This window comes from Bradyrhizobium sp. I1.14.4 (assembly GCF_050435825.1).
GTDB lineage: Bacteria > Pseudomonadota > Alphaproteobacteria > Rhizobiales > Xanthobacteraceae > Bradyrhizobium.
In genome coordinates this window covers 16575-42125 of the sequence record NZ_JBNDLA010000018.1, presented here as the reverse complement: position 1 = coordinate 42125, position 25551 = coordinate 16575, and the positions used below count along the sequence as shown (strand labels likewise).

Genomic DNA, 25551 nt, shown 5'->3' with positions numbered 1-25551 from the left:
GGGATGCGGGGCCGACGATGCTGAACTTCCTCGCCAAGCGGCTGGTTCAACTGGTCCCGACGCTGTTCTTTGTCTCGCTCCTCATCTTCTCGCTGCAGCATCTGCTGCCCGGCGATCCGGCACTGGTCATGGCCGGCGAGGAGCGCGACCCGGCCGTGATCGCGCAAATCCGCCAGCAGTACCATCTCGATCGACCGATCCCGGTGCAATATGCATACTGGGTCAAGGGCGTGCTCACAGGCGACTTCGGCGAATCTCTGCGCAACAAGATGCCGGTGTTGAGCCTGATCACGCAGAAGCTGCCGGTAACGATGCAGATCGCCGGCATGGCGATCGTGATCGCCTTCCTGATCGGCATTCCCGCCGGCGTCATCTCTGCGGTGAAGAAGGGCACGGCGTGGGACTATGGCGCCAATTTGTTCGCGCTGTGGGGTATCTCGACGCCGAATTTCTGGCTCGGCATCATGCTGATCTTCCTGTTCTCCGTTGAACTGGGCTGGCTGCCCGCCTCAGGCTACGTGCCGCTGAGCGAAAACTGGCGCGCCAGCCTCGCCGCATCCATCATGCCGGCGTTCGTGCTCGGCAATGCGATCGCGGCGATCCTGATGCGTCATACGCGCAGCGCCATGCTGCAGGTGTTGGAGAGCGACTATGTCCGCACTGCGCGCGCCAAGGGCTTGTCCGAGCGCACGGTGATCCTCAAGCACGCAATGCGCAACGCGCTGACGCCGATCATCACGCTCGGCGCGCTCGAGCTCGGCACGCTGCTGTCTGGCGCAGTCCTCACCGAGCAGATCTTCTCGATCCCGGGCTTCGGCAAGCTGATTGTCGACGCCGTATTCAACCGCGACTATGCCGTCGTGCAGGGCGTGGTGCTGACGACTGCGACGATCTACATCACACTCAATTTGATCGCCGACATCGCCTATGTCCTCGTCAACCCGCGGCTGAGGGGCTGATCGGATGACGGACGCCGCATTCGGGACAAGCGCTTCGCTTGCCGCCTCCGAGACGCTGGAGAGCCCGGCGCGGCGCGCGTGGCGGCGGCTGATCAGGCGCAAGGGCGCCGTGCTCGGTCTCGCCGTGATCGCGCTCTTCATCCTGCTCGCCGTCTTCGCGCCGTTGATCGTTCCATATGATCCCATTGCGACGAGCTGGTCGCTGGTACGCAAGGCCCAATCAGCGCAGCACTGGTTCGGCACCGACGAACTCGGCCGCGACGTGCTCGCCCGTGTCGTGTACGGCGCCCGCGCCTCGCTGCTGGCGGGTCTCATCTCGGTCAGCATCGCGCTTACGATCGGGGTTCCACTCGGCCTGCTCGCGGGCTATCGCGGCGGCTTCATCGACGCGCTGATCAGCCGCATTACCGATGCGATGCTGGCCTGTCCGTTCCTGATCCTGGCGATCGCGCTCGCCGCCTTTCTCGGCCCGAGCCTCGGCAATGCAATGATCGCAATCGGCATCTCGGCGACCCCGATCTTCATCCGCCTGACCCGCGGCCAGGTGATGAGCGTCAAGGTCGAGGACTATGTCGAGGCGGCGCGCGCCATGGGCAACCCGCGCTGGCGCATCGCGCTGGTCCACATCCTGCCGAACATTTTGCCGGCGCTGCTGGTGCAGGCGACGCTGTCGATCGCGGCCGCGATCATCGCCGAGGCCGCACTCTCCTTCCTCGGCCTCGGCCAGCAGCCGCCGGCGCCGTCCTGGGGCAGCATGCTCAACGCCGCCCAACGCTTCCTGACCAGCGCGCCGTGGATGGCGGTCTGGCCGGGACTTGCAATCTTCCTGGTCGTGCTGTCGTTCAACCTGGTCGGCGACGGCCTGCGCGACGCGCTCGACCCGAAGGCGCGGTGATCTGTCCTCCGTCACAGCGGGCGCCCAATCTTCTCCGTCATCCTGAGGTGGCCGCTTCTTCAGCCGCCCTCGAAGGATCGACGGCCAGCAGCCGGGCCGTGCATCCTTCGAGGCTCGCTCCGCTCGCACCTCCAGCGACAAAGGCGAAGCCTTTGCGCGGGGATGACGGGTTCGGCGAAGCCGATTGCCTCTAGACCTGAATCACCAATTCCCTCGACACCCTGCGGCAATCCATCTCGTATTCGAGATCGACCACCGGCGGGCGGCAGAAGTGCCAGGTCAGGCCTGAGCGCGTGGCGCCACGGCGAACCAGCTCGTCGACGATCACGGGATGAATGTCGTGCACGGTATAAGCCTGCACCGCTGTGGTCTCCTCCCAGGCGAAGCTGAACTCCGCAAGACGCCGCTCCATCTCGCCGGCGGTGAAGCGGACCTTCTCCCGCCACGCGCCGGGACTGAGATCGCGATAGCAAACGATGCGGTCGGGATAGCTGCCGGCGCCGCCGCGTGCCTCGGCGCCGCCCGCGATCACGAAGGACGGCGACGCGTTTGTGCTCGGCCGCGTGAACGAGAACGCGTAGAACGACGGCTCGGCCGGCGGATCGATCTCGGGACAGACGTTGCTGCGGGCCACCGGATTGATGGTGCCATCGAACAGGCCCCATTCGGCAAGCGTCTTGACGTAGTGCTGGTTGAAGGCCCGGAAACCGTCCTCGGTGAAGGCGGCCGGCGAACGCAATTCGCAGGCGCAGAACGAGGTCAGCGGCCGGCCGGCGTCCCGGATGTAGGCCGCGATCCGCGCGAAGCCTTCCGCGAGCGGCACCAGGCGATCGAAGCGCACCCGCTCGATCTCATAGCCAGCGTTCGCCTGCGCGCCACTGGAATATTGGAACACGGCCGGAATGAACCGGTAATTGCCCGCCGCAAACTCGCTCGCCATGCCTGTTTCCCCCGGATCTTGTTAGGAGCATAGCGCTTTCGAGCGAAATGGTCTCCCGGCTCGCATGAAGAAAACGCGTCAAACCAAACAGTCTTCGGCCCGCCCATCGGCAAGGCTATCGCGGGACAAGGAAAAGGCGGCAGTGGCTTTCGCCAGCGCCGCCTCTCCTGCGAGCATGAGCTTGGAGGGCTCAGGTCGGTTTCAATGCGCCGCCGCGGCCGTCGAGCTCGTAATCGGCGATCTGCTTGGCGCGGTCCGAACGGGCCGCGGCCTGGTGGTCGGTCGCGATCGTCATGTAGACGGCCGGCAGCACGAACAGGGTGAACAGCGTGCCGATCGTCATGCCGGCGACGACCACGAGCCCGATCGAGAAGCGGCTGGCGGCGCCGGCGCCCGAGGCCGTGAGCAGCGGCAACAGGCCGGTGACCATGGCCGCCGTCGTCATCAGGATCGGACGCAGACGAATCCGGGCCGACATCTCGATCGCCGAACGGCGGTCCAGTCCCTCGTTGAGCTGCAGCTCGTTGGCGAACTCCACCATCAGGATGCCGTGCTTGGTGATCAGTCCGACCAGCGTCAGCAGACCCACCTGGGTGTAGATGTTCATGGTGGCGACACCGAAGAACAGCGGGATCAGGGCACCGACGATCGCCATCGGCACGGAGATCATGATCACGAACGGATCGCGCAGGCTCTCGAACTGCGCCGCCAGCACCAGGAAGATGATGATGATGGCGAACGCGAAGGTGACCAGCAGCTGGTTGCCCTCGTGGACGTACTGGCGGGAGTCGGCCAGGAAGTCGTAGCTGAAGCCGGACGGCAGCTTCTTGGCTTCACCCTGCAGGAACTCCACCGCCTGGCCCATCGAGACGCCGGGCATCGGCACGGCCTGGAAAGTCGACGAATTGAGCTGGTTGTAGTGGGTCAGCGCGTTCGGATCGACGCCGGTCTCGACCGAAACCACGGTCGACAGCCGCACCAGCTGCCCGGTCGCGGTCGGGACGTAGTAATTGTCGAACGATTCCGGCGCGAGCCGGCTGACACGCGGCACCTGCGGGATCACCTGATAGGAGCGCCCTTCGAGGTTGAACCGGTTGACGTAGTTGCCGCCGAGCAGCGTCGCGAGCGCGCCGCCGATCGACTGCATGGTGATGCCGAGGTCGCTCGCCTTGGAACGATCGACCTTCACCCGGACCACCGGCTGGTTGAAGTCGAGGTCGCTGTCGGTGACGATGAACAGGCCGCTCTTGCGCGCGGCATCCTTCAGCTTGTTCATCTGGTCGAACACCTGCTGGAAGGTGGCCGTCGAGCTGATCACCATCTGCACCGGCAGACCGCCGGGGCCACCGGGCAGCGGCGGCAGGCTGAACGCGAACGCGCTGATGCCCTCGATCTTGGACAGCTCCGCCTGAACCAGCGGCTGCAGCGCCTGAGCCGAGCGCTTGCGCTCGTCCCACGGCTTGAGCAACATGCCGGCGAAGCCACCCTGCGGACCGGTGATGCCGTTCAGGATGAACCGCAGGTCGGTCTCGGGAAACTTCTGGAACTCCTTGTCCATCTTGTCGCCATAGTGGTCGATGTAGTCGATGTTGGCGTATTTCGGCGCCTTGGTCACCGCGAACACGATGCCCTGGTCTTCCTGCGGCGCCAGTTCCTTCTGGATGTGCATGTAGAGGAAGCCGACCAGGCCGAGAATGGTCACGGCAAACAGGGCCGTGATCGGGCGGTAGTCGAGCGAGCGGTCGAGCTGGCGGCCATAGGCGCGCGTCAATGCGCCGAACACGCGATTGACCAGCTTGGCGAAACGCCCCTCCTCCGCACTCTTGAGGAACACCGAGCACATCATCGGCGACAAGGTCAGCGCGATCACGCCCGACACGATCACCGAGCCGGCCAGCGTGAAGGCGAATTCGCGAAACAGCGTGCCGGTCACGCCGCCAAGGAAGCCGATCGGCGCGTACACCGCCGCCAGCGTGATCGTCATGGAGACGACGGGGCCGACGATCTCGCGGGCACCTTTCAGCGATGCCTGCACGGGTGGCAGGCCCTCCTCGAGATGTCGATGGATGTTCTCCACCACCACGATGGCGTCGTCGACGACGAGGCCGATCGCCAGCACCATCGCCAGCAGTGTCAGCAGGTTGAAGCTGAAGCCGGCGGCCAGCATCAGGATGCAGACGCCGATCAGCGACAGCGGAATGGTAACGACGGGGATGATCACCGAGCGGAGCGACGCCAGGAACAGGAAGATGACCACGACGACGATCAGGACCGCTTCGGTGAGCGTTTTCTCGACCTCGTCGATCGACGACTGGATGAACTTGGTGGAGTCGTAGGCCACCTTCATCTTCATCGACGGCGGCAGGTTGCGCTCGAGGTCGGGGAACAGTGCGCGCACGCCCTGCACCAGGGTCAGCGGGTTGCCCTGCGGCGTCGCCTTGATGCCGATGAAGATCGCATGCTCGCCGTTGAAGGCGACGCTGGCGTCGGTGCTCTGTGCCGCGAGCTCCACCGTCGCGATGTCCTCGATGCGCACGAAGCCGCCGTCCTTCGCCTTCACGATCATTCGCTTGAACTGATCGATGTTCTGAAGGTCGGTGTTGGCCGAGACGTTGGAGACGATGAAGAAGCCCTTGGTCTGGCCGGCAGCCGCCTGGAAGTTGTTGGCGGCGATCGCAGCAGCGACGTCGTTGGGCGACACGCCGCGTCCGGCCATCCGGGTTGGATCGAGCCAGACGCGCATCGCAAAGGTCTGGCCGCCCAGGATGTCGGCCGATGCGACGCCATCGACCGTCGAGAGCACCGGCTGCACGACGCGGGTCAGATAATCCGAGATCGCCGATCCGGTGAGCTCTTCGCTGGAGAAGCCGAGATACATCACGGCGATGGTGTCACCTGTCGCCTTGGACACGACCGGATCGAAGGCTTCCTTCGGGATCAGGTATTTGACCGAGTTGACCTTGGCGAGCACCTCGGTCAGCGCCTGGTTCGGATCGTGATTGAGCTTGACGTAGACCTGAATCGTCGAGGTGCCGAGTACCGAGTTCGACGTCATGTAGTCGACGCCTTCGGCCGAAGCCACGGCCTGTTCGATCGGCGTGGTGATGAAACCGTTGATCAGCTCCGGCGACGCGCCGGGATATGACGTCGTGATCGTCACGACGGTGTTCGACAGGTTCGGATATTGCCGGATGGGCAGCACCATCGCCGCGCGCAAGCCGATCAGCAGGATCAGCAGGCTGACGACGACCGACAGCACCGGGCGCTTGATGAAAATATCAGTGAAGGCCATCGCCAACTCGATTCGTGTTGTCTGCCGGTTGCGGCAACATGTGGCGGAGGGCCAATCGGCCCTCCGGGTTTTATGATCAGGATTAGTAGCGCGGCGGCTCGGCCGGAACCGACGGCGGCGGATCGTTCGAGATCGCAACAGCCATGCCCGATTGCAGCTTGATCTGGCCGACGGCCACGACCTTGTCCCCGGCCTTCAGGCCCTTCAGGATTTCGACGCGGCCTTCGACACGGTTGCCGGTCTTCACGAAGGTGCGGTCCGCGGTCAGGCTGATCTTGCCGTCTTGGCCCTTCTTCTCGGTGATCAGGAACACCGAGTCGCCGTACAGCGTGTAGTCGACCGCGGTTTCGGGAATGGTCACGACCGGCGGCTTCTCAGGCAGCACGATCGTGGTGGTCGCGAACATGCCGGGCTTGAGGATGCTGTCCGGATTCTGGATCGTGGCCTGCACCCGGATGTTGCGGGTCTCGGTCGCGATCTGCGGCTCGATGGTCGTGATCTTGCCCTCGAAGGTGCGGCCCGGATAGGCGTCGACCGCGACCCGCACGGCCTGGCCCACCTTGATCTGCGAGCTCTGCTTCTCGGTCACGGTCAGGTTGGCATACAGCACCGACAGATCCGTCAGCGACACGATCTGTGTACCGGCCGTCAGATACTGGCCGACTTCGACCTGGCGAACGCCGAGATCACCTTCGAACGGCGCGCGCACCAGCTTCTGCGAGATCAGCGCTTCGGTCTTCGCAATACCCGCCTTGGCCTGGTCGTAGGTCGCCTGCGCCGTATCGACGGTCGACTGCGGCCCGAACTGGCGCGACGCAAGCTGCTTGGCGCGGTCGAGCTGCTGCTCGCCCACGGTCGCCTGCGCCTTGAAGCTGGCGAGGTCGCCCTGCTCCGGTGCGTCGAACAGCTGCACCAGCGGCGTGCCCGCCTTCACATGGCTGCCGGCGGTGAACCGGATCTCGGTGATGCGGCCCGGCACGTCGGTCGTGACATTGACCTGGTGCACGGCCACGAGATCGCCGACGGCGGTCAGCAGGTTCGGAATCACCTCGGTCTTCGCCTCGGCGATCGAGACGTTCGACGGCGGCGGCTTATTGTTGGCGAAGAACTGCGCAATCATGTGGCTGCGGAAGGCGTTGAAGCCGACCAGCGCGCCAACCAGCAGCGCCAGCAACAGGCCCACGATGATGAACCAGCGCACCAGGCGAACCGGGCGCTTGGCCTGCTTTTCCTTGAGCGGTTGCCCCGAGAGGTGGCTTTCGGTCTGGATATTCATGTCATGCACTTTCTGCAGTTACCGACGGTCCTGCGCTCGGCGACGGCTGGCGGCCCAAATGAGTTGAAATTGCGGCTTCGGTAAGTCCGATGCCGCGAAGAATGAACTGGCAAAGCTGCCGCTCGGCCGCGGCGGCATCGCCGTAGGGGAGACATGGTGTCGCAGGCAGCTGCGTCAGCGCGCCCATAAGCACGGTGTGGTGCGCAAACCAGAACAGGTTGAGCGGCTCGTCGCCGATCCGCGTCGCTTCGCCGGCGGCGATTGCCCGCTCGAGCGAGGCCGCGAAGGTCGGGCCGATCAGCTTGCCGACCTTGTCGTAGAGCAGGCGCGCAAACTCGCCGTCGTCGAGATGGCTCGTTACCATCAGCCGCATCCGCTGCGCTTCTTCCTGGTCCGGCGCGTCGCGCAGTTGCATGAAGTGGCCGACCATGCCCTGCACCAGTTCGATCAGCGTCGCAGTCGAGGGCTCCTGGCCGAGCAGATGCGCGAGATCGGGATCCGCCTCGCACTCTTCGGCAAGGATTTCGGCGTAGAGCGCGGCCTTGGACGGGAAGTGCTTGAAGAGCAGCCCTTCCGAAATGGCAGCCGCGGCCGCCACGCTCTTTGTCGTGGTGCCGGCAAAGCCGTTGCGGGCGAAACACCGCTTGGCGGCGCTCAGGATCAACTGACGCCGCAAGTCACTCGTCATGCGTAAGGTAGACATTTGGGTCGTGAGTAATCACTCACTTTACCAAAAGTCAAGGTTGTATTGCACCGCGATAGTCACTTTATATCGGAGTGTGGCCGACAGACCCTCTGATGCGGTTGACGATGTAGGTGCCATCGCGGCTGGACAGCACCCGTTCCAGATTGGCACCGTCGATCTTGGCGCTGGCGAATCGCGGCCCTGCCGTAACGTCTTGCAAAGACGAAGCAAAAACCTCCACCTCAGCCATCGTGCTGATCGCCCGGCTATCCCCGATTCCGCAGGCTTTGGCAACACCTACGAGGTCGGCAGTTCCACCGGTGTGGCTGGTCTGGCCGCCGGTCTCGCCATAGGCCTCGTTGTCCAGCACGATGATCGAGAGGTTTTTGGGTTGCTGCAGGCCGACCGTCGCGAGGCTCCCCAAGCCCATCAGCATCTCGCCGTCGCCGGTGACCACGACGACCGGCAGCGTCGGCTGGGCCAGTGCGAGGCCGAGCCCGATCATCACGGCGCCGCCCATGCCGCCCCAGAGATAGAAGTTGCGGTCGTGATCGCCCGCGGCGGCGATGTCATAGGTCGAGGCGCCGAGGCCGCCGATGGCGAAAGCGCCCTTGCGATCCCTCAGCAGTTCAGAAACGACGGCGCGGCGGTCGAGAAGATTGGCTTTGCTCATTTGGTGAAGACCTTTGCCCCGATCAGGCGCTGCGACAGCAGCACGGCGGTCGGCGTGCAGGCGTTGTAGGCTTGCGCCGCGCCGGCTTCGACGACTTCGCGAACCTCATCAGGGTGTGAAGCGCGCAACACCTTGATCCCCGCCAATTCGAGAATGCCCTGGGTGTTCGAGCCCATCGGCACCTGCCAGGGATTGAACTCGCCCCATTCGCCGCGCATCGTCACCAGCGTGAGGAACGGCAGGCGGAAGATCTGCACCAGCGACAGCATGTTGATGCAATTGCCGACCCCGCTCGATTGCATCAGCAGCACGCCGCGCTGGCCGCCGGCCCAGGCGCCCGCGAGCAGCGCCACGCCCTCCTCCTCGGTGGTCAGCGCAATACCGCGCATCGAGGACGAACCCAGCACGCGCTCGATCAGCTCCGAATGCCCGGCGTCCGGCACGTAGGGCACCTGGCGCACCTCGAAGCGTTGCAAGATCGAGAAAATCTCCTCGGGCCAGGAGGCCGCGGACTCGGCACGGGCATGCATCGGCGTTTCCGGTCTCTGTTGTTTGGCCGCGACTGTAGAGGGGCGCGCGCGCTTCATCAAAGCGCAAAACCGCATATGGCTCTGCGATTTACTCGCATCGCGCGGCGCACGCCACGCTGTTCCCGATGCCCGCAAATTGTGTTGCGCGGCCGCCGTCTGCGGCTTACGATAGTTGCAAATGAAACTAATTGGGCGGATTCGCCATGGACGGGCGCGCGCGAGAGCTGGCTGACGGCTTCGACCTGGAAAAGCTGACGCCGGAGTTCTACGCGAACCCCTACCCGACCTATCGCGCGCTGCGCGAGAATGCGCCGGTCAAGCGGCTGCCGAACGGCTGCTATTTCCTCACCCGCTACGACGACCTCATCGCCGCCTACAAGAACACCAAGACGTTCTCTTCCGACAAGAAGAAGGAGTTCTTGCCGAAATATGGCAAGTCGTTGCTCTACGAGCACCATACGACCAGCCTCGTCTTCAACGACCCGCCAGCGCACACCCGGGTGCGGCGGCTGATCATGGGCGCATTGTCGCCGCGGGCGATCGCCGGCATGGAGCCGGACTTGATCGCGCTGGTCGACAGCCTGCTCGACCGGATCGAGACCAAGGACCGCTTCGAACTGATCGGCGACTTCGCCTCGGCGATTCCGGTCGAGGTGATCGGCAATCTGCTCGACGTGCCGCACGACGAACGCGAGCCCCTGCGCGACTGGTCGCTGGCGATCCTGGGTGCGCTCGAGCCCGTGATCAGCAAGGAGGCGTTCGACCGTGGCAACAATGCGGTGAAGGACTTTCTCGCCTATCTTGAAACCCTCGTCGAACGCCGCCGGGCCAAGCCGGGCAATCCCGAACGCGACGTGCTCACCCGGTTGATCCGAGGAGAAGGTAATGGCGAGGACAACGGCGAAAGGCTAACCACGAAGGAATTGCTGCACAACTGCATCTTCCTGCTCAACGCCGGCCACGAGACCACGACCAATCTGATCGGCAACGGCCTGGTGACGCTCACCCAATACCCCGCGGAGAAGCAGCGGCTGATCGCGCAGCCCGAGCTGATCAAGACCGCGGTCGAGGAGATGCTGCGCTACGAGAGCTCGAACCAACTCGGCAACCGGATGATCGTGGAACAGACCGAGCTCGGCGGCATCAAGATGCCGCCCGGCACGCTGGTCACGCTGTGCATCGGCGCCGCCAACCGCGACCCGGCGCAGTTCCCCAACCCTGAAAGCTTCGATGTCGCGCGCACGCCGAACCGTCACCTCGCCTTCGGCACCGGCGCGCATCAATGCGCTGGCATGGCGTTGGCGCGCCTCGAAGGCGCCATCGCGATCTCGCGGTTCCTGGCGCGCTTCCCGAACTACATGCTCGACGGCACGCCGGTGCGTGGCGGCCGGGTGCGCTTCCGCGGCTTCCTCAGCGTGCCATGCCGGCGCGGCGGATAGGCAATTTCCGACTGCGAATTTGGCCGGCCAAGGCACTTCCCTGTGGACACGCCGATGCCCAAGTCAACTGCAAGCGCGTTGGCGTGATATCCTGCGCTGCAGCGGGAGTGACACAGGATGAGTCCATCGGTCACTGATTTCCTTGCCACCGAAGCGCAATTCGGCACCTACAACTACGAGCCGATCGGGGTCGTGCTGTCCCGCGGCGAAGGTGTATGGGTGTGGGACACTGACGGCAACCAGTACCTCGACTGTCTCTCGGCCTATTCGGCGGTGAGCCAGGGCCACTGTCATCCGAAGATCCTGGCAGCAATGACCGAGCAGGCGCGTCGGCTGACGCTGACCTCGCGCGCCTTCCACAACGACCAGCTCGGTCCCTTCTACCGCGAGCTCGCGGAACTGACCGGATCGCACAAGGTGCTGCCGATGAACAGCGGCGCCGAGGCGGTGGAGAGCGCGATTAAGTCGGTGCGCAAATGGGCCTATGAGGTCAAGGGTGTGCCGGACGGGCAGGCCGAGATCATCGTCTGCGCCAATAATTTCCACGGACGCACGCTCGGCATCGTCGGCTTCTCGACCGACCCGGGGTCGCGCGACCATTTCGGCCCGTTCGCGCCGGGCTTCAAAATCATCCCGTTCGGCGATGCCGCGGCGCTCGAGCAGGCGATCACGCCGAACACCGCGGCCTTCCTGGTCGAGCCGATCCAGGGCGAAGCCGGCGTCATGATTCCCCCGCCAGGCTACTTCGCTCGCGTGCGCCAGCTGTGCACCGGACACAACGTGATGCTCGTGCTCGACGAGATCCAGACCGGGCTCGGCCGCACCGGCAAGCTGCTCGCCGAGCAGCACGAAGGGATCGAAGCCGACGTGACGCTGCTCGGCAAGGCGCTATCGGGCGGCTTCTATCCGGTCTCGGCGGTGCTTTCCAACAACGCCGTGCTCGGCACGTTGCGGCCCGGCCAGCACGGCTCGACCTTCGGCGGCAACCCGCTGGCCTGCGCGGTGGCGCGGGCGGCGCTGCGCGTGCTGATCGAGGAAGGAATGATCGAGAACGCTGCGCAACAGGGCGCACGCTTTCTCGCCGGATTGCAGGACATCCGCGCCAACGTGATCCGCGAGGTACGCGGCCGCGGGCTGATGCTGGCGATCGAACTACACCCCGAAGCTGGCGGTGCCCGCCGCTATTGCCTGGCGCTGCAGGCGCGCGGCATCCTCGCCAAGGACTCGCACGAACACACCATCCGCATCGCCCCGCCGCTGGTGATCACGGGCGATCAGGTCGACTGGGCGCTGGAGCGGATCGCGGCCGCCCTCAAGCAGGATGTCTCCTGACGGTTCCCTGCGTCGGAAGACCGCAGCATCGGCTTTAGCCACAACGAACGAATCCGGCGTCTGCGCGTTAAAGCGCTGCGGGCGACTGTTGAACGGAGAGCTACGCTCATGCTTTCCCGCCGCGTTCGATTTGTTGTATTTTTGATTGGTATCTCGATGCTCGTGGCGAGCGGCGGCGCGTCCGCGCAGCCACATGGAAAGGGCGGACCGCCAGGAACTGCGGCACGCCCAGCCGCGCCGCCCGCGATGGCGCGCCCTTCAGCGCCGATGGTGCACGCCGCCCCTCCCGCAATGGCTAGACCACCTGCGATGGCTCGGCCGCCCGCGATGGCTCGGCCGGCCGCACCCGCGTTCCATGCCCCGCAGCGACCGGCGATGGCGCCGCGCCCGGCACCTCATTTCGCCGCTCCGTCACCGCGCCAGGCTCCCCGTATCGCCGCGCCGCGCGCCGCAACGCCGCGGCCCGAATTTCATCGAGCGGCCCCGCAACGTCCGCATATCGCCACGCCATCGCGTCCGACCCCGTCGCCGCGCGTAAGCGAGCGGCGGTTGCCGACGGAGCGGATCGACCAGCGCGCGCAGCAGCGGCAGCAATTGATCCAGCAGCGCCAGCAGACAGCGCAGCAGCGGCAGCGCGACACGCTCTCGCGTCAGACCGCAGAGCGGCAGAGCCGGATCAATCGCCTGCAACAACGCGTGCAGCAATTGCAGACGCAAAAAGTCGAAGGCGCGCGCGCGCAACGCCTCCGTGACCGGGCCCTGCAGGCGCAGAACCGCCTGTTGCAGCGCGAGCAGCGCACGCAGCAAGCCGACCTCGCCCGCCAGCAGCGATTGGGGCCGGCAGCGACGGTTGGGGCCGCGACCGCGGCCACCACTGCCACAGCGCAGGCCGCTCAGCGCGAGCGATTTGCCGCGCGCTTCCGCGAACAGGCAGGTGCGCAGGGCCAGGCGGCGCTTGCCGCGCGCGAGAACGGCTGGGCGCCCCGAAATGCCTGGCGACGCGGCCACCGCGCAGCGTTCGTGGCGTGGCTTGGCCCGGTATTCTGGCCTTACGCCTATTCGGACATCTTTGACTACACGTTCTGGTCCTATGCCTACGAGCCCGGCTATTGGGCCTACGCCTATGATGACTTCGTCGACACCGTGTTCTGGGACACCAACAGTCCGTACTCCGCCTACGCCAGCATCACCCCTGACGACTATCCGGCGACTGCAGGCCGCTATCGGTCCCGTCAACGCGCCGACACGAGCCCGCAGGCGATCAAGCAGTTATGCGGAGCGCCGGACACGGGCGTCACGGCCTGGCCGCTTGCCGACATCGCGCGGGCGGTACGGCCGAACCAGCAGCAGCGCGCCCTGCTCGACGACTTGAAGATTGCCGCGGCCAAGGCTGCCGATGTCTTCAAGGACTCCTGCACGGACAGCTATGCCATGACGCCAACCGGCCGCTTGCGGTCGATGCTGGACCGCATCAGCGCGACGCTCGAGGCGATCAAGATCGTGCGGCCCGCGCTGGAGAATTTCTACAACTCGCTCAGCGACGAGCAACAGGCCCGCTTCAATGCGCTCGGCCCACATGTCGGCGAGCGTTCGGCGCGACAGCAGGAAGCGACCGCGCCATCCGGGAATTGTCGCGATTCGAAATCCGACCTCGCTCAGCTGCCGATCAACAGGATCGAGGCCTCGCTCCATCCGGCGGGCAAGCAGAAGGAAGCGCTCGACCGCCTGAGCGATGCGACCACAAAAGCCATAGCGGACCTGCAGGCGGCCTGCCCGAACGATGTACCGCTGACGCCGGTTGGCCGGCTGGAGGCGATGCAGTACCGGCTCGAGGCCATGCAAAGGGCCGCCAAGCTGATTGCGCCCGCGTTGGACAAGTTCTACGCCACGCTGAGCAGCGAGCAGAAAGCGCGTTTCAACACGCTGCAGCAGGTCGCGAGCCCCTGACGGCAGCGGACTTGCGATTCTAAACCACCGGGCGCGCCCTCTACAGCACTCCCGCCACCTTGTCTTTATGTCCGCCTCCCATCAATGTTTGGCGCCAGTCTAGGCTCATGACGCCATGGCGCAACGACGGGGCAGGAATGAAGCGCGATTGGAAAAGCGTTGACGAATTGCGCGAGCGCTGGGGCGATTCCCTGCTGACGGTCCTGACCGTGCTGCTCCTGGTCATGATGTTCGTGGTGGCGCCGCTGCAGGCGCTCGGCCTGTTCGAATTCCAGGTGTTCGAGCTGTTGCTGGCACTGTTCCTGGTCGGCGGCGTGTTCGTGATGTCGGGCAGCGCGCTCGCCGTCGTCACCATGCTGGTCGCGCTTGCAATGATCGTGATCGGCGCGATCCTCCGGCTGCGCTCGCCCTCGATCCTCGACCTCAATCTGTTCGCCGGCTCATGGCTGCTGGTCGGCATCACGATGGCGGTGACGGTCGCACGCGCGACCTTCGCGCCCGGACGCATCACCTATCACCGTGTGATCGGCGCGGTGCTGCTCTATCTCACGGTCGCGCTGATCTTCTCGGCGCTCTACACTTTCATCGGCACGCTGGTGCCGAATGCGTTCGCCGGCATGATGGTCGAGGACCGGCCGACGCTCGCGAGCCAGCTGATCTATTTCTCCTTCGCCACGCTCACGACCACCGGCTATGGCGATGTTTCACCGATACATCCCGTTGCGCGCAGCCTGTGCAATGTCGAGGCGATCTTCGGCCAGCTCTACCCCGCGACGCTGCTCGCGCGACTCGTCACGCTCGAGATCGCGCATCGGGATCAGGATTCGTAAGGCGCCGCTTCAACCATGTCATTGGGAGGAGCTCGCGACAAATTGCAAGGCAATTTTGCGCTGAAGCGACGAAGCAATCCACGTTTCCGCTTGTCGCACCATGGATTGCTTCGCTCGCAATGACGGCGTCCTACACCACCGTCCGATGCCGCTCGATGCAAGTCCGCAGCACCTCGTCCAGCGGCCAGCTCCACCAGTCATTCGAGAAGATCTCGATCTCCGAATAGCCGGCAAAGCCCTGCGCTTCGACCGCCGCGCGTACCGACTTGATGTCGATCACGCCGTCGCCCATCATGCCGCGATCGTTGAGGATATCCCTGGTCGGCACCAGCCAGTCGCAGACGTGAAACGCGAGCAGGCGATCCTTGCCGGCGCGCGCGATCTGGCTCATCAGCTCCGGATCCCACCAGATGTGATAGACGTCGAGCGCGACGCCGATCGCGCCGCTCCGGCCAGGATCGAGCGCGTCGCAGATGTCGAGCGCGTGTTTCGTGGTGTTCACGCAGGCGCGGTCAGCGGCATAGGCCGGATGCAACGGCTCGATCGCGAGCGGCAGTTTCGCCTGCCTCGCATATTCCAGCATCTCGGCAACGCCGTCGTGCACCTGGGCCCGCGCTTCGGCGATATCCTTGGACGCCGTGCTACCCGGCCGCGAATATTGCGGCAGGCCGCCGACGACCAGCACGATGCAAGAGGCGCCCAGCGCCGACGCCTCGTCGACCGCACGGCGGTTGTCGTCGCGCGCTTCGCTGCGATGCGCGCCGTCACCGACGAACATGCCGCCGCGGCAATAGCCCGACAGATCGAGCCCGGCGTCCTTGACCGCGCGCACGGCGCGATCGAGTCCGACGGCGGCGACCTGGTCGCGCCAGGGATCGATGGCGCGGATGCCATGTCGCGCGGAGGCCTCGATGATGGCGAGAAGGTCGCCCTGCTTGCGGACAGTCGCCGTGTTGAGCGACAGCCAGCGGTGGTCGTTGGAAAAGTCGCGCATCAGGCGTCGATGCCGCGGGTGGCCAGGATCGTCGCCATCCGGAGCGTCGCGACTTCCGGATTAGCGAGCAACCCGGCTTTGTCGGCGAGCCGGAACAGCTCGGCAAGATGCAAGGTCGAGCGCGCGCTCTCCTGCCCGCCGACCATCGTGAAATGATTCTGATGGCCGTTGAGATAGGCCATGAACACGATGCCCGTTTTGTAGAAGCGGGTCGGCGCCTTGAAGATGTGGCGCGACAGCGGCACCGTTGGTCCCAGCACGTCGTGGAAGCCGGCCTCGTCGCCGGCAGCGAGCCGCGACAGCGCGCAGGACGCCGCGGGCGCGATCGCATCGAAGATGCCGAGCAGCGCGTGGGAAAATCCCCTGTCATCGCCTGCGATCAGTTCGGCATAGTTGAAGTCGTCGCCGGTGTACATCTTCACGCGCGGGTCGAGCCGCCGCCGCATGTCGATCTCGCGCCGCTTGTCGAGCAGCGAAACCTTGACGCCATCGACCTTGGCCGCATTGGCGTTGATGATCGCAACCGCCGTGTCCATCGCCCTGTCGAGATCGGCCGTGCCCCAATAGCCTGACAGCGCCGGATCGAACATGTCGCCCAGCCAATGGATGATCACGGGCTCACGAACCTGCGACAGCACCCGGTCATAGACCTTCGCGTAATCGTCCGCGCTCCTGCCGAGTTTTGCCAGCGCGCGCGAGGCCATCAGGATGATGCGGCCGCCGGCTTTCTCGATGGCCGCGATCTGCTCCTCATAGGCACGGCTCACGTCATCGATCGACCTGGCGTTTTCCACCGCAAGATGGTCGGTGCCGGCGCCCGAGAACACCAGCGCGTTGCCCTTTGCCTTCGCCGCCCTTACCGAGCGCTGGATCAATTCGAGCGAGGTCGCCCAGTCCAGCCCCATGCCGCGTTGCGCGGTGTCCATCGCCTCGGCGACGCCGAGACCGAGATCCCAGACGTGCTCGCGGAATGCGATCGTCTTATCCCAGTCGATCGCCGCCGTCAGCCATGGATCCATGTCAGCGCGCGGATCGGCGACCACATGCGCGGCCGAGAACGCGACGCGGTTGAGCGTGCCCTCGAGCTTCGCCGGAAAGGTCCGCGAGGACGCGAGGCGGTAGGTTTCGAGCCCTCCGTCAGCGGTGGGCAGCCTCAGCGACAGCGATGACATCGGCAGGACTGGCTTGTTCATGACAAAGCCCTTTCTCAGACTGATATCGGAGCAACGTCGATCCAGCGCCGCTCCTTCCAGCTCTTCAGCGCGCATTCGGCGAGCTGCACGCCCTTGGCGCCCTCGAGCAGGGTGTATTTGTAGGGCGCGTCCTCGCAGACATGCCGGATGAACATCTCCCACTGCTCCTTGAAGCCATTGTCGTAGACGACGTTCTCCGGCAGTTTCTGCCAGTCGGCATAGAAATCGTGCGTGCGCTTCTCGTCCGGATTCCACACCGGCCGGGGCGTTGCCTGGCGGGCCTGGATGACGCAGTCGCTGAGGCCCGCGACCGCCGAGCCATGGGTGCCGTCGACCTGGAATGTGACGAGGTCGTCGCGGTAGACGCGCGTCACCCAGCTCATGTTGATATGCGCGATCACGCCGCCCCTCAGGCGGAAGGTGGCGTAGGCGGAATCGTCGGCCGTCGCCTCATACTTCTTGCCCTTCTCGTCGAAGCGCTCGGGGATATCGGTGGTGCCGATGCAGACCACGCTCTCGACCTCGCCAAACAGATTGTCGAGCACGTAGCGCCAGTGGCAGACCATGTCCAGGATAATGCCGCCGCCGTCCTCGGCGCGGTAGTTCCAGGACGGGCGCTGCGCCTCCTGCCAGCCGCCCTCGAACACCCAATAGCCGAATTCGCCGCGCACCGAGAGCATGCGGCCAAAGAAGCCGGAGTCGCGGAGGAAAGCGAGCTTCTTCAGGCCCGGCAGGAACAGCTTGTCCTGCACCGTGCCGTGCTTGAGCCCCTTGGCATTGGCAAGCTTCACGACCGCCACGGCCTCCTCGAGGTTGGTCGCGATCGGCTTCTCGCAATAGACGTGCTTGCCGGCATTGATCGCCTTGGTCAGCAGCGACGGCCGCGCCTGCGTAGTCGCGGCATCGAAGAACACCGTGTCACCCTTGTCGGCGAGCGCACGGTCGAGATCGGTGCTGTGACGCTCGATGCCGTAGCGCTTTGCCAATGCGCCGACCTTCTCGGCGTCGCGGCCGACCAGGATCGGATCGGGCATGATGCGGTCGCCGTTCGCGAGCTGTACGCCGCCCTGCTCGCGGATCGCAACGATCGAGCGGATCAGATGCTGATTGAGCCCCATCCGGCCGGTGACGCCGTTCATGATCAGGCCGAGGCGTTTGGTCGTCATACTGCTTGCTCCTGCGAAACGCGTGGTGTTGGCCGCCGCAGCGGCTGCATGGTGGACCAGTCCGGATGGACCAAACTGGCAAAGCCCGGTGCGGCGACGATCGATCCCGTCAGGAGATCGCCATCATGGATCGCAAGGCGGACCTTGCCGCCCGCGCGCGTGTAGAGATCGGGATGCGCGCTAAGGAAGGCGTTGGCTTCCCCGGCCGGCGTCTCGGCAAAACCGTCGACATAATGGTGCCCATTGCGCTCGGCATGGGGGACGCCGATCAGCGCGCCGAGCGCGAGGTCCTGCTGCACGCCGAGTCCAGCCTGGCAGGTCAGGTCCTCGCCGCTGATGAAATAGGAGGCGCCGCCGACACTCCACGCCGCCGCGCGTGCGGCGTTGATGATCGACTTGTAGATGCCCTTGCATGATTTGGAGGAGATGCCGCGATAGCCGAGCGCCCGCGCCTGCGGAAAAGCGTCGTAGGAATCGTCGGCCTCGTCGATGATGAAGTTGCGCGAGGCAAGTCTCCAGATTGGCAAGGCTTTTGTGATATCGCGCGGCATCGGCTGCTCGATATAGAGCAGGTTTGCCGCGATCGGCTGCAGTGCCGGGTCATCGTCGAGCCGGTCGACCAGTGCGTTCAGTGCGGCAAGGTCTGCATACTGCTCGTTGGCGTCGAGCGTGACCTTTGTCGCATATGGCAGCTTTGCAAGCTCGCTGCCGATCCGCGCCAGCCGCGCCGCATCATGCGCGGGATCGCCATTCAGCTTGAGCTTGAAATAGCGCGCACCCGCATTCTCGTTGGGATCGGCGACGCCGCCCTCACCTTCAACAGTGTCGTCCATCCCGACCGTATGCCTGACGGCGACACGATCGAGGCGTTTTCGCGTCGAAAGGAACCGCGCGATAGCCGCGTCGTCGATATCGGGCGTCAGCCGTGCGTCGATGCCGGCGATATTGCCGGCCATGCCGTCGAAGACGTTGACGCCGGCCGCGCGCAGCAACGCATCCAGGATCGCCTTGTCGATCTCGGCCGGGCCGAAGCTGGCAGCGAGCGGTGGAATGTCTTCCACAGTGCAGGCCGCGATCTGCGGACCGATACACAGGGCATGCAGGCCGAATGCGGTCTCAAAGCCCCTGTTCGCCAGATAGAACTCGCGCGCGATCAGGAGCGAGCGGCGCAGTTCGTCGACCGTCTGCTCGGGCGTCAGATGCGGCCGCTTGTCGAACCATTTCGGCGCCAGCATTTCGGCACTGGCGCCGGTCGCGCGGCCCTTGCCTTCCACCTCGATCTCGACCCGCACGAACATCTGCGTCGACGCATTGATCGTCACCGCGCCGAAGCGGAACGGCCGGGCGAACACCAGCGGCCGTTCGAAGAAGGCGACATCTTTGACTTTGAAGCGAAGCGACATTGGAGACTCGGGTGTTAATCCAGCGACCCCTGCGTGAAGAAATGCTTGCGGATCCGCTGCACCAGTTCGGAGAAGACCGGATCGGACATCGTCTCGAGCGAGCGCGGCCGCGGCATCGGCACGTCGTAGATCGCGGCGATCGCGCCCGGCCGTTCGGTCATCACGAGTACGCGGTCGGCGAGGAACACAGCTTCCGGGATCGAATGCGTGATCAACAGAACCGTCTTGCCGGTCTCGCGCTGGATTCGCATCAGCTCGACATTCATCCGCTCCCTCGTCATGGCGTCGAGCGCGCCGAACGGCTCGTCCATCAGCATGATCTTGGGATCGTGCACCAGCGCGCGGCAGATCGAGGCGCGCTGCTGCATGCCGCCGGACAGTTGCCAGGGCAGCTTCCTTTCAAAACCTTCGAGCCCGACCAGCTTCAGCAGCGCCTTGGCGCGGGCGAGATATTTGTCCCGTGGCAACTGCTTCATGTCGATCGGCAGCATCACGTTGGAGAGGATGTTGCGCCACGGCAGCAGCAGTGCGTTCTGGAACACGATGCCGACATTGCCGTGCGGCTTGGTCACGGGCTCGCCGTCGACCAGCACTTCGCCTGATGTCGGCGGCAGCAGGCCCGAGATCATCTTCAGCAGCGTGGACTTGCCGCAGCCGGAGGGTCCGACCACGACAAAGAATTCACCGTCATTAATGGTGAAGTCGAGCGGCCGCAGCGACGGCACATCGCCGTCGCGCGACCGGTAGGTCTTCGATACGCCGGAGAGCTTGATGCCCGGCGCAGCGCCGGCCGCACGGTCCAACACCAGGCGCAGATGCGCGGCGGGCTGGCTGACATCGGTTAGCTTCGCCAAGGGATTCATCGCGTCTCTCTCCACCCGTCGTCCCTGCGAAAGCAGGGACCCATACGCCGTGCCCTCTCGTTCGGGCACGATGGCAGAGACCTTCCACAACAATCGGCGCTGGTGGTTATGGGTCCCTGCTTTCGCAGGGACGACAGTCGATACCTCTGGTTCACGAATCACCTTTCGGCAGATAGTCGCTGGTATAGAACGCCTTCGGATTGGCCTTGGCCTTGGCGTCGAGGCCGCCATACTCGACCATCAGCTCGACCGACTCGGTCATGTTCTGGTCGGTAACCTGGAACGGTCGCTTGGTCTTGGTCTCCGGCGTGCGATAGAGCGGGATCGTCAGCTCGAAGCCTTGCGTCAGCGTGTCGATCTTGCCGCCCTTGGGGTTGGCGTCGAGAATCGACTGCGCCGCGGCTTTCGGGTCCTTCTCGGCAGCTTCCACCGCCTTTGTGGTCGCCGACATGAAGCGGCGGACCAGGTCGGCATTGGCCTTCACATAGTCAGAGTTCGCGATGATGCCCGACGACACCATGTTGATGCCGTAGTCGGCGAATTTGATCGGATAGACGTCCTTGCCGGTGGCGTCCTTGATTTTCATCGATTGGTCCATGACGTAGCCGAGCAAGAGGTCGGCCTGGCCGTTGATCACGGCGTTGAGCTTGGTCTGGCCGTCGCCGGCGACAGTGTGGAAGTCGCTTTCCTTCAGGCCGGTTTTCTTCAAGAATAGCGGCCAAATCTGTGTCATCGAATCCGCCGGCGTGATTGCGACGGTCTTGCCCTTGATGTCCTCCGGCTTCCTGATGTTCTTGTCGGCAAGGCTCATCGCCGACATCGGGCTGGTCTGCAGCAGCACGCCGGTGGCAATGACCGGCGCCCCCTTCACCGCCGCACGCATCATCGTGGGCACGTCGACATAGCCGAAATCGGCGGTCTTGGCGGCCACCGCCTGCGTGGTCGCGGCCGAGCCGCGGCCTTCCTGTATCTTGAGGTCGATGCCTTCGGCGGCATAGATGGCCTTGGCCTTGCCGTAATAGAACGGCGCGTGCTCGCCATAGACGTACCAGTTCAGCATCAGCACGACCTTGTCAGCCGCGGACACTGGTGCCACCGCAAGCGCGGTCCAGGCCAGTGCGGCGCCGGCGACCGCAATCAAACGCTTCATGGTTGTTCTCCCTTATTGTCCCCCGGCCCTTATGTGGGCCGCTTGTCCGGTTGCTGCGCTAGGATGCGAAGATGATGTCGTCGCGCTGGCTGACGTGCCATGGGATCACCAGCCGCTCGATGCGGTCGACGATCCAGAACAGGATGACGCCGAGCAGCGCCAGGATCACCAGCGCGGCGAACATCGTCGGCAGGTCGAAGGTGCCGATCGAGCGCTGCATCACGTAACCGATACCGGAATTGGAGCCGACGAACTCGCCGACAACGGCGCCGACCACCGCGAGCGTCACCGAGACCTTCAGGCCGGAGAAGATCGCGGGCATCGCATGCGGCAGGTTGACCGCGCAGAACACCTTGAAGCGGCTGCCCTGCATCGCGCGCGCCAGATCGACCATGTCGGGATCGACGGATTTGAAGCCCTGCACCGCCGAGACGACCACGGGGAAGAAGCCGAGCAGGAAGGCGGAGATCACCTTCGGGATGATGCCGAAGCCGAACCACACCACGAACAGCGGCGCGATCGCGATCTTCGGCACGGATTGGGAGAACACCAGCAGCGGATAGACGTAGCTCTCGACCGTCTTCGAGCCCGCGATCAGCATCGCGACGGGAATGCCGAACAGCGCCGAGAGCAGGAAGCCGCAGATCGTCGCGTACGTGGTCGGCCAGGACTGCCGCAACAGCTCCGGCCAGTCGCTCCAGAGCACCGCGACGACGTCTCCGGGCGACGGGATCTGATAGGCCGGGATGTGGAACAGGCGGATCGCGAGGTCCCAGGCCGCCACGATGACGACCAGAAACAGGAGCGGGCGCAGCCACGCCGCGTTCAGCACCTTGGACAGTCCCGAAGGGCTCTTTGCCTCCGCCACGTCACGCTCCCTTGCAGTCTCTATGTTCGCGGCGAAATTAACCTGTTGGATAAATACTGTCCAGCCCTCGCAAGCGGCAAAATCGCGCCGATATCCCCTACCTTTCGTCAGGCGAAAATTTGATGATCCGCAGCCCGGAGTGTTTAGCGAACCGCCGGGCCGCGAGAGCTCACACCACACGATGTTCCGCGGCGCGCAGCGCAGGCATCTTCGCGCCGCCGAACGCTGCGGTGGACTTGCCGGTCAACGCCGCCAGCACCAGCGCGGTCATGTGCTCGAGGCGCTCGTCGCGTGCGTCCTTCTTCAGCAGGTCGCGGCCGAAGATCACGCTCAGCGTGGCGCTGTTGGAGAGATAGAAGAACGCCAGCCCGGCGATCGAGATATAGAGCTGCACCGGATCGACCGCGACGCGGAAATCGCCGCTCTCGACCCCGCGCGTCACCACGGTGCGGATCATCTCGACAAAGGGCGAGTGCATCGACTTGACCTTGGTCGAGCGCTTCAGGTGTTTTGCCTTGGCGAGGTTTTCCGTGTTCAGCAACGCCAGGAACTCGGGATTGCGCAGAAAATAGTTCCACGTGAAGTCGATCAGGCGCCCGATCGCCTCGGGCGGATCGAGATGCTCGAGATCAAGCGTGCGCTCCTCGGCACGGATCTTCTCGTAGGCGCCTTCCAGCACCTCGAGATAGAGGTCTTCCTTGTTGCCGACGTGGTAGTACAGCATGCGCTTGTTGGCGTCGGCATTGGCCGCGATGCGGTCGACCCGCGCGCCGGCGAGGCCATGGGCGGCGAACTCCTGCTTGGCCGCCTCGAGAATCCGCAGCCGCATACCCTGGGGGTCACGCTGCCATCTCTGTATTCGCTTTGCCTTGGCCAAATCGATCGCCCGTGATGCTGAATTGATGAATGTAGCATGACGCACGGCGTTTGAGAACGAATGTTGTCATAATGGCCATGCGGGAATATTTCTCGCCGCTGCGACGGCCCGCTCCGTCGTTTCGAGCCGTTTGGCGCGAGCCCGGAATGGCGAAAGAAACGGCACCGATTTGCCCGCGGCGCCCGCTGCCGGGACGACGCGCGCATGAAACGCGGCCTAGCCTGGCTTTCCCTGCGATGGCTGCATCAGGAGCGTCGGCACGCCGCACGTGCCGTTACGCACCGTCATCACGCGCGTACCAGGCTTGCGGCCGGTGCGAACTTCCGAGACGTCGACGCCGGCGGCCACCAGCCGCGCACGCGTGGCATCGATATCCGCGACGCGCCAGCAGATGCCGCGCAGCCGGTCCGGCGCGTCGGTCTCCGCCTTGTTGTTTTCCTTGCCCGACCGGTGCGTGACCTCGACGACGAGGTCGCCACAGCGGAAGAACATCAGCCGGCCCCACTCGGGATGCGACCGGTCAAGCGCCATGTCGAGCCCGAGCCGCGCGCCATAGAGTGCGGCGGCGCGTTCCGGGTCGGCGGTCGAGACCACGACATGGTCCATCGCCGTGATCGAGGCCGGCGTGGTGCGCACCGACAGCGGCCGCTCCTGCTCCCGCTCCAGGAAGAACATGCGCACGCCCCTCGTCGCATCGGTCGCAGCGCGCGTGCGCTTCCACGACAGCGTGGCGCCACTCAGGTCGTCGCGGCTCTCGACCTCGGCGACGGGCTCGGGCTTCAGCGTCAGCCGGTCGAGCCTGCGGCGTGTCCTGGCGATATCGCTGGTGCGGAAGCAGAGGCTCGCGAGCCCCTCGCCCTGGGTGACGAGCGCGGTACGGACGCGCTGGGCCGCATCGTCATCGCCACGTGGCGCCATCAACTCCAGCGTGGTGTTGTCGAGCGTGAACAGCACCCGGTCCGCGCCGTCGCCGCCGTTGCGCCAGGCCGGCGCCCGCGCGAATAGCGTTTCATGGGCGGCGCTGGCGGCGGCTATGTCGCCGGTCAAGACGACGACATGATCGAGACCGGTAATCATGGTTGCGGCCTCCCCGAATCTGCCGTCATTGTGCTTCTCCCTTACGCACCCCGGAGTGCTTCTCCCTTACGCACCCCGGAACCGTCCACTGCCGCCAGCCGTTATGCCGCATGCAAAAACGGCCCGGCCGCGGCCATCATCTCTACCCGCAAACCAAGCAGGGTTGCGAATAATTTCAGCGATATCGGCCGACCAGCGGTGCTAGTCTGGACAACGGCCGGGACCACACCAATCCACGACGGAAAGCGAATGCAGGCTCTCTTCATCGGACAGACCTATATCGACGTCACCTTCATCACGGATCACATGCCAGTCGGCGACGAGAAACACGTCGCCGACGCCTATGCGGTGTCCTTCGGCGGCAACGCGGTAACTGCGGCATTCTGCTGCGCGAAGCTCGGCATCCATCCGGACCTGATCGCCACCATGGCCAATGACTGGCTGGGGCGGATGTTCTGGGACATGGCCGACAGGTACGGCATCTCGTTCCATCCCCGCAAGGTCAACTCGTCCTCGCTGTCCTTCATCATGCCCAACGACGGCAAGCGCGCCATCGTCCGCTGCCGCGACGACCAGCACATCCATCCCTTTCCATTGCTGAACATCAAGGGCTGCCGCGCGCTGCATATTGACGGCCACCAGCCGGACGCCGCGATCCATTATGCGAAGCTGTGCCGCGAGGACGGCATCCTGACCTCGCTCGATGGCGGCGGCCTGCGCACCAACACCCACGAGCTGCTCGCGTTCATCGACATTGCGATCGTCGCCGAACGGCTGTGCGAGCAGATGGACAAGACGCCGGAGCAGATGCTCGACTACCTCAAGAACCGCGGCTGCCGGGTCGGCGGCATCACCATGGGCGAGCGCGGCCTGCTCTGGTATGACGAGGCCGGTGTGGTGCGCACGCTGCCGGCCTTCCCGATCCCCCGCGAGCGCGTGATCGACACCAACGGCGCGGGCGACGTCTTCCATGGCGCCTACATCTACTCTTATCTCTCAAACCCGAGCAAAGGCTGGCATGAGCATTTCAAGTTCGCGCGCGCCGCTTCGACCTACAAGATCCAGAAGCTCGGCAATGAAGCCGGCCTGCCGACGCTGGCGGATATCGCGGCCGTCAGGCAGGAGTTTCGCGCGGAAGCCTGAGATGGCCGGACAGGGTTAG

General features: G+C 64.7%; 22 protein-coding genes. 7 read left to right on the top strand and 15 right to left on the bottom strand.

Going from position 1 to position 25551, the window contains the following annotated elements; genetic code table 11:
• Positions 1 to 17 precede the first annotated feature (17 nt).
• Positions 18 to 959, top strand: coding sequence for an ABC transporter permease (locus ABIB78_RS27900; RefSeq protein WP_429030151.1), 942 nt, complete (start codon positions 18 to 20; stop codon positions 957 to 959).
• A 4-nt stretch (positions 960 to 963) separates the two neighbouring features.
• The gene (locus tag ABIB78_RS27895; protein WP_429030149.1) at positions 964 to 1854 is read left to right on the top strand and encodes an ABC transporter permease; all 891 of its coding nucleotides are present in this window, start codon (positions 964 to 966) and stop codon (positions 1852 to 1854) included.
• Between the two features lie 190 nt (positions 1855 to 2044).
• Here the strand turns inward: ABIB78_RS27895 and cnbZ are convergent, their stop codons facing one another.
• The 6 genes from cnbZ to ABIB78_RS27865 all read right to left on the bottom strand — a co-directional run bounded on the left by cnbZ (position 2045) and on the right by ABIB78_RS27865 (position 9250).
• The gene (gene cnbZ, locus ABIB78_RS27890) at positions 2045 to 2794 is read right to left on the bottom strand and encodes a 2-amino-5-chloromuconate deaminase CnbZ (RefSeq protein WP_429030146.1); all 750 of its coding nucleotides are present in this window, start codon (positions 2792 to 2794) and stop codon (positions 2045 to 2047) included.
• Positions 2795 to 2984: 190 nt separating this feature from the next.
• Entirely contained in the window at positions 2985 to 6086 is a 3102-nt protein-coding gene (locus ABIB78_RS27885; protein ID WP_429030143.1) for a multidrug efflux RND transporter permease subunit, read from the bottom strand.
• Positions 6087 to 6168: 82 nt separating this feature from the next.
• Positions 6169 to 7362, bottom strand: coding sequence for an efflux RND transporter periplasmic adaptor subunit (locus tag ABIB78_RS27880; RefSeq protein ID WP_429030142.1), 1194 nt, complete (start codon positions 7360 to 7362; stop codon positions 6169 to 6171).
• A 1-nt stretch (position 7363) separates the two neighbouring features.
• Positions 7364 to 8065: a TetR/AcrR family transcriptional regulator gene (locus tag ABIB78_RS27875; RefSeq protein ID WP_173641598.1), complete on the bottom strand. Its 702-nt coding sequence runs from the start codon at positions 8063 to 8065 to the stop codon at positions 7364 to 7366.
• A gap of 64 nt (positions 8066 to 8129) precedes the next feature.
• The gene (locus tag ABIB78_RS27870) at positions 8130 to 8720 is read right to left on the bottom strand and encodes a thiamine pyrophosphate-dependent enzyme (RefSeq protein WP_429030139.1); all 591 of its coding nucleotides are present in this window, start codon (positions 8718 to 8720) and stop codon (positions 8130 to 8132) included.
• The gene (locus ABIB78_RS27865; protein WP_212311242.1) at positions 8717 to 9250 is read right to left on the bottom strand and encodes a thiamine pyrophosphate-binding protein; all 534 of its coding nucleotides are present in this window, start codon (positions 9248 to 9250) and stop codon (positions 8717 to 8719) included. The genes ABIB78_RS27870 and ABIB78_RS27865 overlap by 4 nt, the downstream gene beginning before the upstream one ends.
• 203 nt (positions 9251 to 9453) lie before the next feature.
• Here ABIB78_RS27865 and ABIB78_RS27860 point away from each other — a divergent pair, with 203 nt between their 5' ends.
• The 4 genes from ABIB78_RS27860 to ABIB78_RS27845 all read left to right on the top strand — a co-directional run bounded on the left by ABIB78_RS27860 (position 9454) and on the right by ABIB78_RS27845 (position 14798).
• Positions 9454 to 10689, top strand: a complete 1236-nt coding sequence (locus ABIB78_RS27860) for a cytochrome P450 (RefSeq protein WP_429030135.1) — start codon at positions 9454 to 9456, stop codon at positions 10687 to 10689.
• A gap of 117 nt (positions 10690 to 10806) precedes the next feature.
• Positions 10807 to 12021: an ornithine--oxo-acid transaminase gene (gene rocD, locus ABIB78_RS27855; RefSeq protein WP_429030133.1), complete on the top strand. Its 1215-nt coding sequence runs from the start codon at positions 10807 to 10809 to the stop codon at positions 12019 to 12021.
• Positions 12022 to 12396: 375 nt separating this feature from the next.
• The gene (locus ABIB78_RS27850; protein ID WP_429030131.1) at positions 12397 to 13968 is read left to right on the top strand and encodes a Spy/CpxP family protein refolding chaperone; all 1572 of its coding nucleotides are present in this window, start codon (positions 12397 to 12399) and stop codon (positions 13966 to 13968) included.
• A gap of 137 nt (positions 13969 to 14105) precedes the next feature.
• Complete coding sequence (locus tag ABIB78_RS27845; protein WP_429030129.1) at positions 14106 to 14798, top strand: ion channel; 693 nt, start codon at positions 14106 to 14108, stop codon at positions 14796 to 14798.
• 130 nt (positions 14799 to 14928) lie between these two features.
• Here ABIB78_RS27845 and ABIB78_RS27840 read toward each other — a convergent pair whose 3' ends face one another.
• The 9 genes from ABIB78_RS27840 to ABIB78_RS27800 form a co-directional block, all read right to left on the bottom strand.
• Positions 14929 to 15792, bottom strand: coding sequence for a sugar phosphate isomerase/epimerase family protein (locus tag ABIB78_RS27840; protein WP_429030126.1), 864 nt, complete (start codon positions 15790 to 15792; stop codon positions 14929 to 14931).
• Positions 15792 to 16985, bottom strand: a complete 1194-nt coding sequence (locus ABIB78_RS27835) for a dihydrodipicolinate synthase family protein (protein ID WP_429030124.1) — start codon at positions 16983 to 16985, stop codon at positions 15792 to 15794. Before ABIB78_RS27835 ends, ABIB78_RS27840 begins: the two co-directional genes overlap by 1 nt.
• Before the next feature lie 14 nt (positions 16986 to 16999).
• Positions 17000 to 18151, bottom strand: a complete 1152-nt coding sequence (locus ABIB78_RS27830) for a Gfo/Idh/MocA family protein (protein WP_429030122.1) — start codon at positions 18149 to 18151, stop codon at positions 17000 to 17002.
• Complete coding sequence (locus ABIB78_RS27825) at positions 18148 to 19554, bottom strand: hypothetical protein (RefSeq protein WP_429030120.1); 1407 nt, start codon at positions 19552 to 19554, stop codon at positions 18148 to 18150. The genes ABIB78_RS27830 and ABIB78_RS27825 overlap by 4 nt, the downstream gene beginning before the upstream one ends.
• A 14-nt stretch (positions 19555 to 19568) precedes the next feature.
• Positions 19569 to 20417, bottom strand: a complete 849-nt coding sequence (locus tag ABIB78_RS27820; RefSeq protein WP_429030117.1) for an ABC transporter ATP-binding protein — start codon at positions 20415 to 20417, stop codon at positions 19569 to 19571.
• 151 nt (positions 20418 to 20568) lie between these two features.
• Entirely contained in the window at positions 20569 to 21567 is a 999-nt protein-coding gene (locus ABIB78_RS27815) for an ABC transporter substrate-binding protein (protein WP_429030115.1), read from the bottom strand.
• 58 nt (positions 21568 to 21625) lie between these two features.
• Positions 21626 to 22435, bottom strand: a complete 810-nt coding sequence (locus ABIB78_RS27810; RefSeq protein WP_429030112.1) for an ABC transporter permease — start codon at positions 22433 to 22435, stop codon at positions 21626 to 21628.
• A gap of 169 nt (positions 22436 to 22604) precedes the next feature.
• Positions 22605 to 23264 (bottom strand): TetR/AcrR family transcriptional regulator, encoded by a 660-nt coding sequence (locus ABIB78_RS27805; protein ID WP_429030110.1) that lies wholly within the window; start codon positions 23262 to 23264, stop codon positions 22605 to 22607.
• A gap of 264 nt (positions 23265 to 23528) precedes the next feature.
• Entirely contained in the window at positions 23529 to 24389 is an 861-nt protein-coding gene (locus ABIB78_RS27800; RefSeq protein ID WP_429030107.1) for a VOC family protein, read from the bottom strand.
• A 249-nt stretch (positions 24390 to 24638) separates the two neighbouring features.
• Between ABIB78_RS27800 and ABIB78_RS27795 the strand changes: the two genes are divergently transcribed.
• Positions 24639 to 25532: a sugar kinase gene (locus ABIB78_RS27795; RefSeq protein ID WP_429030105.1), complete on the top strand. Its 894-nt coding sequence runs from the start codon at positions 24639 to 24641 to the stop codon at positions 25530 to 25532.
• The last annotated feature ends 19 nt before the right edge of the window (positions 25533 to 25551 follow it).

Bases quoted from the DNA above. Each gene is read 5' to 3' on its own strand.
- ABIB78_RS27845 (WP_429030129.1), top strand. From the start codon at position 14,106: ATGAAGCGCGATTGGAAAAGCGTTGACGAATTGCGCGAGCGCTGGGGC.
- ABIB78_RS27795 (WP_429030105.1), top strand. From the start codon at position 24,639: ATGCAGGCTCTCTTCATCGGACAGACCTATATCGACGTCACCTTCATC.
- ABIB78_RS27815 (WP_429030115.1), bottom strand. From the start codon at position 21,567: ATGAAGCGTTTGATTGCGGTCGCCGGCGCCGCACTGGCCTGGACCGCG.
- ABIB78_RS27825 (WP_429030120.1), bottom strand. From the start codon at position 19,554: ATGTCGCTTCGCTTCAAAGTCAAAGATGTCGCCTTCTTCGAACGGCCG.
- ABIB78_RS27875 (WP_173641598.1), bottom strand. From the start codon at position 8,065: ATGTCTACCTTACGCATGACGAGTGACTTGCGGCGTCAGTTGATCCTG.
- ABIB78_RS27865 (WP_212311242.1), bottom strand. From the start codon at position 9,250: ATGCATGCCCGTGCCGAGTCCGCGGCCTCCTGGCCCGAGGAGATTTTC.
- ABIB78_RS27835 (WP_429030124.1), bottom strand. From the start codon at position 16,985: ATGAACAAGCCAGTCCTGCCGATGTCATCGCTGTCGCTGAGGCTGCCC.
- ABIB78_RS27800 (WP_429030107.1), bottom strand. From the start codon at position 24,389: ATGATTACCGGTCTCGATCATGTCGTCGTCTTGACCGGCGACATAGCC.
- ABIB78_RS27830 (WP_429030122.1), bottom strand. From the start codon at position 18,151: ATGACGACCAAACGCCTCGGCCTGATCATGAACGGCGTCACCGGCCGG.
- ABIB78_RS27900 (WP_429030151.1), top strand. From the start codon at position 18: ATGCTGAACTTCCTCGCCAAGCGGCTGGTTCAACTGGTCCCGACGCTG.
- ABIB78_RS27895 (WP_429030149.1), top strand. From the start codon at position 964: ATGACGGACGCCGCATTCGGGACAAGCGCTTCGCTTGCCGCCTCCGAG.
- cnbZ (WP_429030146.1), bottom strand. From the start codon at position 2,794: ATGGCGAGCGAGTTTGCGGCGGGCAATTACCGGTTCATTCCGGCCGTG.
- ABIB78_RS27805 (WP_429030110.1), bottom strand. From the start codon at position 23,264: ATGCGGCTGCGGATTCTCGAGGCGGCCAAGCAGGAGTTCGCCGCCCAT.
- ABIB78_RS27860 (WP_429030135.1), top strand. From the start codon at position 9,454: ATGGACGGGCGCGCGCGAGAGCTGGCTGACGGCTTCGACCTGGAAAAG.
- rocD (WP_429030133.1), top strand. From the start codon at position 10,807: ATGAGTCCATCGGTCACTGATTTCCTTGCCACCGAAGCGCAATTCGGC.
- ABIB78_RS27870 (WP_429030139.1), bottom strand. From the start codon at position 8,720: ATGAGCAAAGCCAATCTTCTCGACCGCCGCGCCGTCGTTTCTGAACTG.
- ABIB78_RS27885 (WP_429030143.1), bottom strand. From the start codon at position 6,086: ATGGCCTTCACTGATATTTTCATCAAGCGCCCGGTGCTGTCGGTCGTC.
- ABIB78_RS27850 (WP_429030131.1), top strand. From the start codon at position 12,397: ATGGCGCCGCGCCCGGCACCTCATTTCGCCGCTCCGTCACCGCGCCAG.
- ABIB78_RS27840 (WP_429030126.1), bottom strand. From the start codon at position 15,792: ATGCGCGACTTTTCCAACGACCACCGCTGGCTGTCGCTCAACACGGCG.
- ABIB78_RS27880 (WP_429030142.1), bottom strand. From the start codon at position 7,362: ATGAATATCCAGACCGAAAGCCACCTCTCGGGGCAACCGCTCAAGGAA.
- ABIB78_RS27820 (WP_429030117.1), bottom strand. From the start codon at position 20,417: ATGAATCCCTTGGCGAAGCTAACCGATGTCAGCCAGCCCGCCGCGCAT.